Here is a 9,435-nt window from a genome sequence, read left to right as displayed (position 1 = left end):
GTCTACACGTACCGCCGCCTGTCCGGCGGACCGGTTGCGCCGTGAGTCCGATGACCGTCGACTGAGGCGGCCCCGCTGCATCAGTCATAAGGCCGGCCCACCAATGACATTCGCCTCCGGTGCACCGTCCGGGCCCGGCACCGCGCGCTATGACGCGGACCGCCTCCTGGCCGGATACCGCGCCGCACGGGCCCAGGAGGCGCTCTTCGATCTGCGCCACGGTCCGGCAACCGGCTATGACGAATTTCTCGACTACGACGGCAACGTGCGACTGGCGTGGGCCGAGCTGGCCGACGCCATCGCGGAGCGGGGCCGCCTCAGTCGACGGTCATCGGACTCACGGCGCAACCGGTCCGCCGGACAGGCGGCGGTACGTGTAGACCTGGATCAACAGCGCAACCGGGGCAGCGACGACGAGCCCAACGAGGCACAAAAAGGCGCCGACCAGCACGATCGCGAACTGCACCAGCCACGACAGCAGGGCGCTGCCGATGTCGGAGCGGACGGTGGTGAAGCTCGCTTTCAGCGCCTCGATCGGGGGCAGGTCGCGATCGGTCGCGAAGGCGATGGTGAACAGCGCGAAGAAGCTGAAGACCGCGACCGCCAACAGCGCCACCAAGTTGAACAGAATCGTCGGCGGGATCAGCGACAGCGCGTCCAGGGCCACGCTGATCACGCTGAGCAGCGCCGCGGCCAGAAGTGCGTTGCCGAAGTGGCGCGGCCTGAAGAAGGAACTGACGGTCACCGGCCGGGCATCGGCTATGTCGAGGGCGCCCGACAGAAATGCCGCCTGGACGAAGATGGTGTAGACGAAAATGACGATCTGCAGGACGATCGCGCCGACGCCGCCCAGGCCTCCCGAGAACGATGCGCCGTAATTTCCGTCGGCATCGCTCGTCGACGCGTCGGCACCGCCCAACAGCACGAATACCAGGCCGTACAGGATCAGCCCGGCCACGGCGTAGACCAGCAACGCAACGATCAGCGGGACGGCGTTCTTGCCGAACTTGCTGAACGCCCACGAGAAGGCTTCGCCGATGCTGAACCGCTGCGGGCCACCCGCGGGGTATCCCGCGGGGTGGCCGGACTGTTGGGGTGGACCGTAGCCGGGTGGTGGCCCATATCCGGGGGGTGGACCGTAACCGGGTGGTGGCCCGTATCCCGGGGGCGGGCCGTAACCCGGCGGCGGGCCGTACCCGGGAGGCGGCGCGGAGCCGGGTGGTGGACCGTATCCGGGAGGCGGCGCGGAGCCGGGCGGGGGACCGTATCCAGGAGGCCCGTAACCGGGAGGCGGGTAACCGGAGGGCTCAGGATTGCCTTGCGGCCCGATCGGATTGCCGGGGTACTCCGGGGGTTGGCTCATGGCCGCTCCTACGTCGTCGACGTTCTGGGCATGCGTCGCAGAACTTAACAAGTATCCGACGGTCATGCAGACCGTGCCAGATGAGTCGCCGCCGTGTCGCGGCTTCGTGGTATGCCTGAAGCCGTGTCCGACGGTCTGTTTGACCTGCCCGGCCCGCCGCAGTCAAGCAATCATGGGCTGGGCGTGTCGGGTGGCGCACCCCTGGCGGTCCGGATGCGTCCGGCATCGCTGGACGAGGTGGTCGGCCAGGACCATCTCTTGGCGCCCGGATCCCCGCTGCGCCGCCTGGTCGAAGGCTCGGGCGTGGCGTCGGCCATCCTGTACGGCCCGCCCGGCAGCGGTAAGACGACGCTGGCCGCGCTGATCTCGCAGGCGACCGGCCGCCGGTTCGAGGCGCTGTCGGCCCTCTCGGCCGGCGTCAAAGACGTTCGGGCGGTGATCGACACCGCGCGCCGGGCGCTGCTGTCGGGGCAGCAAACGGTGCTGTTCATCGACGAGGTACACCGGTTCTCCAAGACCCAGCAGGACGCGCTGTTGTCCGCGGTGGAGAACCGGGTGGTGCTGCTGGTGGCGGCGACCACGGAGAATCCCAGCTTCTCGGTGGTGGCGCCGCTGTTGTCGCGGTCGCTGATCCTGCAGTTGCGGCCGCTGAGCGCCGACGACATCCGCACCGTGGTGCAGCGCGCGATCGAGGACCCGCGCGGCCTGGGCGGGCAGACACCGGTCGCGCCCGAGGCCGTCGACCTGCTGGTGCGGCTGGCCGCCGGTGACGCCCGGCGCGCGTTGACCGCGCTGGAGGTCGCCGCCGAGGCGGTCGAACCCGGCGGTGAGTTGACGGTGGCGGCCGTCGAGCAGTCCCTTGACGAGGCCGCGGTGCGCTACGACCGCGACGGCGACCAGCACTACGACGTCATCAGCGCCTTCATCAAGTCCGTGCGCGGCTCGGACGTCGACGCCGCGCTGCACTATCTGGCCCGCATGCTCGTCGCCGGCGAGGACCCGCGGTTCCTCGCGCGCCGGCTGATGATCCTGGCCAGCGAGGACATCGGCATGGCCGACCCGAGCGCTCTGCAGGTCGCGGTTGCGGCCGCGCAGACGGTGGCGCTGATCGGCATGCCCGAGGCGCAGCTCACCCTGGCGCACTGCACGATTTATCTGGCCAGCGCGCCGAAGTCGAACGCGGTCACCACGGCGCTGGCCGCGGCGATGGCGGACATCAAGGCCGGTAAAGCCGGTCTGGTTCCACCCCACCTGCGCGACGGGCACTATTCGGGTGCGGCGGGACTGGGCAACGCGCAGGGCTACAAGTACTCGCACGATCACCCGGACGGGGTTGTCGCACAACAATATCCACCGGATGAGCTGGTGGGGGTCGACTACTACCGGCCCACCGGGCGTGGCGGTGAACGCGAGATGGCCGGCCGGCTGGACCGGCTGCGCGCGATCATCCGGAGGAGGGGACGGCCATGAAGATCTTCACCGACGAGGAGATGGGCGCTCTGCTGCCCACCGCCCAGCCCTACAGCGTGGTGATCCTCAAGCGCGGCCCGAGGTTCGGCGACGAGTCGTCGGTGGGCGTCATCTGGGAGCACGGCCGGCGCAATTTCGGGCTGCGCGACGACGGCGTGCTCGCGGTGGTCCTTCCGGTCAGCGACGAATCCGACGTCTGCGGCATCGGGGTGTTCGCGGCGACGGTCGAGGACACCACGGCGATCATGGCCGACGACCCGGGGGTCGCCGCGGGGGTCTTCGCCTACGAGGTGCACGCCTGCCGCGGATTTCCCGGCGACGCCCTGCCCTGACGCGCTAGACCAGCTCGGGCACCCTCAGGTGCGCGATCGCCAGTTCGAACTCGGCGACGTCGATCACTTCGGCGCCCAGGTCACGCACCCGCCTGCTGCGCAGTTCGCTGGCGCGGTCGCGGTTGCGGGCCATCGCCTCCATGGAGTCGAACGTGGAGCAGGTCACGGCGCGCCGGCAGGCGGGGTGGTCGACCATGAGGCTGGCGCTGCAGAACCCGTCGAGATTCTCCATCTCGGGCAGCACCGCCATCCGGTAGAACTCCAGCGACCGGTTCAGCTGATCCGGCACCACTTTCAGCCAGGTGGCCCGCACACACGCGCCGGAGCGGGAGGGGTGGTCGCGGTGCAGCAACGGGATGTCCCATTCCTCGACGCGCGCGCTGCCGTCGAACATCAGCGCGGCGCGGTCCCGGATGGGTGCGACCTGCTCGGCGCTGCCGCGCATCGCGTCGATGGTTTCCCACGCGCTGGTGGCGATGCAGGTGCCGGACTGCCGGTCGACCAACAGCGACAGCCCCACACACCCATCGATCTCGGTGAGGGCAGGCATGACGACATCGCGAACGTGCGCAATACCGATGTCGACGGACAGGGGTTGCGCCTGGATGGTGGTGGAGCGTGCGTACACGGTCGGCCCCTCCTATGTCGGGGCGGCGCCCCGGTGGCGCCACCGGTCCCACCCGCTACCTTCCTCCTGCCGATTAGTCGCCGCAACGCTTTCGGCAAGTTCTTCATCGCCCTCAAATGCTGTGGCAGCGCTCACAATGGATTGGCTGGCCTCAAGGCTCGCGCCGTAGGCTTGGCCGGGTGCATACGGATGTGTTGGACGTGGACACCTCGCGCCGCCGAATCGTCGATCTGACCGAGGCGGTGCGCGGGTTCTGCTGGTCGCGCGGGGACGGCCTGTGCAACGTGTTCGTGCCGCACGCCACGGCCGGGGTGGCCATCATCGAGACCGGCGCCGGTTCCGACGACGACCTGGTCGACGCGCTGGAGCGGCTGCTGCCGCGCGACGATCGTTACCGGCATTCGCACGGCTCCGCGGGTCACGGCGCCGACCATGTGATGCCGGCACTCGTGGCTCCGTCGGTGACGGTTCCTGTGTCAGCTGGAGAGCCGATGCTGGGCACTTGGCAAAGCATCGTCCTGGTCGACCTGAACCGGGACAACCCGCAACGCTCGGTCCGGCTGAGCTTTGTGGAGGGTTAGCGCCCCGGTACCCGTCGCGCCGGGACAGGTACTGTGAGCGGTCGAAATGCGTCGTTAGACGGGCTTCCCATCCGCCGGCGAATAGGCTGGGATCCAGACGTCGAAGTAACAGGAAGAAGCGGACTCCGAAAGTGCAGACACACGAGATCAGGAAACGGTTTCTTGATCATTTCGTGAAGGCGGGGCACACCGAGGTGCCGAGCGCATCGGTGATCCTCGATGACCCCAACCTGCTGTTCGTCAACGCGGGCATGGTCCAGTTCGTGCCCTACTTCTTGGGCGCGCGAACCCCTGAATACTCGACCGCCACCAGCATTCAGAAGTGCATCCGCACCCCCGATATCGACGAGGTCGGCATCACGACCCGGCACAACACGTTCTTCCAGATGGCCGGCAACTTCTCGTTCGGCGACTACTTCAAGCGGCGCGCCATCGAACTGGCATGGACCTTGCTGACCGACAGCGTCGAGCAGGGCGGTTACGGCCTCGATCCCGAACGCATTTGGACGACAGTCTTTTTCGACGACGACGAGGCCGTGCAGCTGTGGCAGGAGATCGCCGGCCTGCCGGAGGACCGCATTCAGCGCCGCGGCATGGAAGACAATTACTGGTCGATGGGCATCCCCGGCCCGTGCGGCCCGTCCTCGGAGATCTACTACGACCGCGGGCCGGAGTTCGGCGTCGAAGGCGGCCCGATCGCCAACGAGGACCGCTACATCGAGATCTGGAACCTCGTATTCATGCAGAACGAACGCGGCGAGGGGACCGGCAAGGCCGACTTCGAGATCCTGGGGCCGTTGCCGCGCAAGAACATTGACACCGGCATGGGTGTGGAGCGGGTCGCCTTCATCCTGCAGGGTGTGCACAACGTCTACGAGACCGACCTGTTGCGGCCCGTCATCGACACCGCGGCAGCGCGGGCCCCGCGCGGTTACGACGTAGGCAACCACGACGACGACGTGCGCTACCGGGTCATCGCCGACCACAGCCGCACCGCGGCCATCCTGATCGGCGACGGCGTCACGCCCGGCAATGACGGCCGCGGCTACGTGCTGCGCCGGTTGCTGCGCCGGGTGATTCGCTCGGCCAAGCTGCTCGACATCGAGGGACCCATCGTCGGGGAACTGATGGCCACCGTACGCGACGCGATGGGCCCGTCGTATCCCGAACTGGTCACCGACTTCGACCGCATCCGGCGCATCGCCGTCGCCGAGGAAACCGCGTTCAATCGCACGCTGACGGCGGGCTCGAAGCTGTTCGACGAGGTGGCTGGCACTACCAAAACCTCTGGTGCGCAGGCGATTTCGGGTTCGGACGCCTTCACCCTGCACGACACGTATGGATTCCCGATCGAGCTCACGCTGGAGATGGCGTCCGAGGCCGGCCTGGAAGTGGACGAAGTCGGCTTCCGGGAATTGATGGCCGAGCAGCGCCGCCGCGCCAAGGCCGATGCCGCGGCGCGCAAGCACGCGCACGCCGACCTGACCGCGTACCGGGAGCTGGTCGACGCCGGGCCCACCGAGTTCACCGGCTTCGACGAATTGACTTCCGAGGCAAAGATTCTGGGCATCTTCGTCGACGGTAAGCGCGTTCCAGTGGTCACCCACGGCGCCGAAGGGGCAGACCGGGTCGAACTCGTGCTCGACCGCACCCCGTTGTATGCGGAGGCCGGCGGCCAGATCGCCGACGAGGGCACGATCAGCGGGACGGGGGCCGGGCAGAGCGCCCGCGCAGCGGTCACCGATGTGCAGAAGATCGCCAAAACCCTCTGGGTGCACCGGGTCAACGTCGAGTCGGGCGAATTCGTGGAGGGCGACACCGTCGTCGCTGCGGTCGACCCGCAGTGGCGCCGCGGTGCCACCCAGGGTCACTCGGGCACCCACATGGTGCACGCGGCGCTGCGACAGGTATTGGGCCCCAACGCCGTTCAGGCCGGATCGTTGAACCGGCCGGGCTACCTGCGGTTCGACTTCAACTGGCAGGGGCCGCTATCCGAGGATCAGCGCACCGAGGTCGAAGAGGTGACGAACCAGGCCGTGCAGGCCGACTTCGAAGTGCACACGTTCACCGAGCAGCTGGAGAAGGCCAAGGCGATGGGCGCCATGGCCATGTTCGGCGAGGCCTACCCCGACGAGGTCAGGGTGGTGGAGATCGGCGGCCCGTTCTCGCTGGAGCTCTGCGGTGGAACTCACGTGCACAACTCGGCGCAGATCGGGCCGGTGACGATCCTGGGCGAATCGTCGGTCGGTTCCGGCGTGCGCCGGGTGGAGGCCTACGTCGGGCTGGAATCGTTCCGGCACCTTGCCAAGGAACGCGCGCTGATGGCGGGGCTGGCGTCGTCGCTGAAGGTACCGTCTGACGAGGTGCCCGCCCGGGTGGCCAACCTGGTGGAACGGCTCAGGGCGGCGGAGAAGGAACTCGAGCGCGCCCGGCTGGCCGGCGCGCGGGCGGCCGCGACCAACGCCGCGGCCGGCGCGGAGCGTATCGGTAACGTCCGGGTGGTGGCGCAACGGATGTCGGGTGGGATGACGGCGGCGGATCTGCGCTCCCTGGTCGGCGACATTCGCGGCAAGCTGGGCAGCGATCCCGCGGTGGTCGCGTTGATCTCTGTGCTTTCTGGGGATGAGGGCTCCACGGTGCCCTATGCGGTCGCCGCCAACCCGGCCGCGCAAGATCTCGGTCTTCGCGCCAACGACCTGGTCAAGCAGCTCGCCGCGACCGTTGACGGGCGTGGCGGCGGCAAGGCGGACCTGGCGCAGGGTTCCGGTAAGGATCCGGCACGCATCGACGCGGCGCTCGACGCGGTGCGGTCCGAGATCGCCGTGATAGCGCGGGTCGATTGAGTGGTCTTGACACAGCACCGCATGCCTGACCGGCCCGGCGATCCCCACCAGGACCCTGGACGGGGACGACGGCTCGGCATCGACGTGGGCAGCGTCCGCATCGGCGTGGCCTGCAGCGACCCGGACGCCATCCTGGCCACCCCGGTCGAAACCGTCCGCCGCGACCGCAACGGCAAACATCTGCGGCGGCTGGCCGCACTGGCCGCCGAACTCGAGGCCGTCGAGGTGGTCGTCGGGCTCCCGCGCACGCTGGCCGATCGCACCGGGCCGTCGGCGCTCGACGCGATCGAGGTTGCCGACGCGTTGGCTGAAGTTTTGGCGCGGGGGGCCGCGCCGATCCCGGTGCGGCTGGCCGACGAGCGGCTGACCACCGTGGCCGCTCAGCGATCGCTGCGCGCGGCCGGGGTGCGGGCTAAGGAACAGCGTGCTGTGATCGATCAGGCGGCGGCGGTGGCGATCCTGCAGAGTTGGCTGGACCAGCGCCGCGCGGCGGTGGCGGGGGAGCTCAGCGATGGTTGACAGCGCACGGCGGGAACGAGCCGAGCCCGAGGCGGTGGGCGCGCCCTCTCGGCGCAGGTCGAGCCGCGTCGCCCGCAATCAGGCGAAGCGTGGCCGTCGGCGCCGCTTCGCCGTCAAGATCGCACTCGCGGTGTTCGTCGTGGTGGTGGTCGCCGGCGTTTTCGCGGGCGGCAAGCTGTGGCACGCGTTGTTCGGGCTCGGTGACGACTACAGCGGTAGCGGCAAGCGGGACCTGGTGATTCAGATTCAGTCCGGTGATTCCACCACCAACATCGGCGAGACGCTGGAAAAAGAGCAGGTCATCAAGACGGTGCGGGCGTTCGTCAACGCCGCGCACGGCAACAGCGCCATCAACTCGATCCAGCCCGGCTTCTACCGGATGCGCACCGAAATCCCGGCGGCCAACGCCGTCGCGCGGCTGACCGACCCGAATAGCCGGGTGGGCCGGCTGGTCATCCCGGAAGGCCGTCAGCTCGACGACACCACCGACATGAAGACCAACGTGGTGACGCCGGGAATCCTGACGCTGATCTCGCGAGCCACCTGTGTGGATCTCGACGGTGACACCCGCTGCGCCCGGGTGGAGGATCTGCGTGCGGCCGCGACCAACAGCTCTCCCTTGGCGTTGGCCGTGCCGCCATGGGCCACCGAACCCGTCGGCGAGCTCGGCAAGGACCATCGCCGGATCGAGGGTTTGATTGCGCCGGGCACCTTCAACATCGACCCATCCGCTTCGCCGGAGACCATCCTGGCCACCTTGATCGGCGCCGGGGCCGAGGAGTACGTGAAGTCCGGGCTGGTGGACACCGCTCAGGCCATGGGCCTGTCGCCATACGACATCCTGGTGGTGGCGTCGCTGGTGCAGCAGGAATCCAACTCCCAGGACTTCGCCAAGGTCGCGCAGGTCATCTACAACCGCCTGCACGCCCACCACACGCTCGAGTTCGACTCGACGGTCAACTACCCGCTCGACCGCCGCGAGGTGGCCACCAGCGACGCTGACCGGGCCCAGAAGACGCCGTGGAACACTTACGTGTCGCAGGGACTGCCGGCCACCGCGATCTGTTCGCCCGGCACCGACGCGCTGAACGCCGCCGAGCACCCACAGCCCGGCGACTGGCTGTATTTCGTCACCATCGACGCTCAGGGCACGACGCTGTTCACCCGCGACTATCAACAACACCTGGCCAACATCGAGCTGGCGAAGCACAACGGTGTCCTCGACAGCACCCCCCGCTAGCGCGGCCCCTCGCAGGGCGGCCGTGCTCGGTAAGCCGATCGCCCACTCGAAATCCCCGCAATTGCACCTGGCCGCCTACCGCGCGCTCGGTCTGGCCGATTGGACCTACGACCGCATCGAATGCGACGCCGAACAGCTACCGGGCGTGGTCGGCGGATTCGGCCCCGAATGGGTCGGGGTGTCTGTGACGATGCCGGGCAAGTTCGCCGCCCTGCGATTCGCCGACGAGCACACCGACCGTGCGCAGCGGGTGGGCTCGGCCAACACCCTGGTGCGCACGCCGACCGGCTGGCGGGCAGACAACACCGACATCGACGGGGTTGCCGGGGCGCTCGGCAGCGCCTGTGGATGGGCGCTCGTTTGTGGATCGGGCGGCACCGCGCCGGCCGCCGTCGCAGGCCTGGCCCAGCTGGGCGTCGCCGGCATCACCGTGGTGGCGCGCAACCCCGACAAGGCGGC

General features: G+C 68.7%; 9 protein-coding genes and 1 pseudogene. 8 read left to right on the top strand and 2 right to left on the bottom strand.

Going from position 1 to position 9,435, the window contains the following annotated elements:
- Window positions 1–103 precede the first annotated feature (103 nt).
- Window positions 104–316 (top strand): annotated as a pseudogene (locus A5652_RS26530) (hypothetical protein); the annotation flags it as partial.
- A gap of 21 nt (window positions 317–337) precedes the next feature.
- Here A5652_RS26530 and A5652_RS07415 read toward each other — a convergent pair.
- The gene (locus tag A5652_RS07415) at window positions 338–1,363 is read right to left on the bottom strand and encodes a hypothetical protein (RefSeq protein WP_067348528.1); all 1,026 of its coding nucleotides are present in this window, start codon (window positions 1,361–1,363) and stop codon (window positions 338–340) included.
- 111 nt (window positions 1,364–1,474) lie between these two features.
- On the opposite strand from A5652_RS07415, the gene A5652_RS07410 reads away from it, so the two are divergent.
- Together A5652_RS07410 and A5652_RS07405 are read left to right on the top strand one after the other, a co-directional pair.
- Window positions 1,475–2,833, top strand: a complete 1,359-nt coding sequence (locus A5652_RS07410) for a replication-associated recombination protein A (protein ID WP_067348526.1) — start codon at window positions 1,475–1,477, stop codon at window positions 2,831–2,833.
- Window positions 2,830–3,165: a hypothetical protein gene (locus A5652_RS07405; protein WP_067348523.1), complete on the top strand. Its 336-nt coding sequence runs from the start codon at window positions 2,830–2,832 to the stop codon at window positions 3,163–3,165. The genes A5652_RS07410 and A5652_RS07405 overlap by 4 nt, the downstream gene beginning before the upstream one ends.
- Window positions 3,166–3,169: 4 nt before the next feature.
- Here the strand turns inward: A5652_RS07405 and A5652_RS07400 are convergent, their stop codons facing one another.
- Window positions 3,170–3,793, bottom strand: a complete 624-nt coding sequence (locus tag A5652_RS07400; RefSeq protein WP_067348520.1) for a hypothetical protein — start codon at window positions 3,791–3,793, stop codon at window positions 3,170–3,172.
- A 191-nt stretch (window positions 3,794–3,984) separates the two neighbouring features.
- Between A5652_RS07400 and A5652_RS07395 the strand changes: the two genes are divergently transcribed.
- From A5652_RS07395 to A5652_RS07375, 5 genes are all read left to right on the top strand, one after another.
- Window positions 3,985–4,374: a secondary thiamine-phosphate synthase enzyme YjbQ gene (locus A5652_RS07395; RefSeq protein WP_197513813.1), complete on the top strand. Its 390-nt coding sequence runs from the start codon at window positions 3,985–3,987 to the stop codon at window positions 4,372–4,374.
- 131 nt (window positions 4,375–4,505) lie between these two features.
- Entirely contained in the window at window positions 4,506–7,217 is a 2,712-nt protein-coding gene (gene alaS / locus A5652_RS07390; protein WP_067348514.1) for an alanine--tRNA ligase, read from the top strand.
- The gene (ruvX, locus tag A5652_RS07385; protein ID WP_067348512.1) at window positions 7,218–7,736 is read left to right on the top strand and encodes a Holliday junction resolvase RuvX; all 519 of its coding nucleotides are present in this window, start codon (window positions 7,218–7,220) and stop codon (window positions 7,734–7,736) included. It abuts the gene before it with no gap.
- Entirely contained in the window at window positions 7,729–8,976 is a 1,248-nt protein-coding gene (mltG, locus tag A5652_RS07380) for an endolytic transglycosylase MltG (RefSeq protein WP_067348509.1), read from the top strand. Before ruvX ends, mltG begins: the two co-directional genes overlap by 8 nt.
- On the top strand, window positions 8,951–9,435 hold a 485-nt coding region (locus A5652_RS07375), incomplete at its 3' end, for a shikimate dehydrogenase (RefSeq protein WP_067348530.1). The genes mltG and A5652_RS07375, both read left to right, overlap by 26 nt.

It is taken from the genome of Mycobacterium sp. 1165178.9 (assembly GCF_001673555.1).
Classification (GTDB): Bacteria; Actinomycetota; Actinomycetes; order Mycobacteriales; family Mycobacteriaceae; genus Mycobacterium.
The sequence above is the reverse complement of the archived record's forward strand: the minus strand, read 5'-3'. Positions and strand labels throughout refer to the sequence as shown.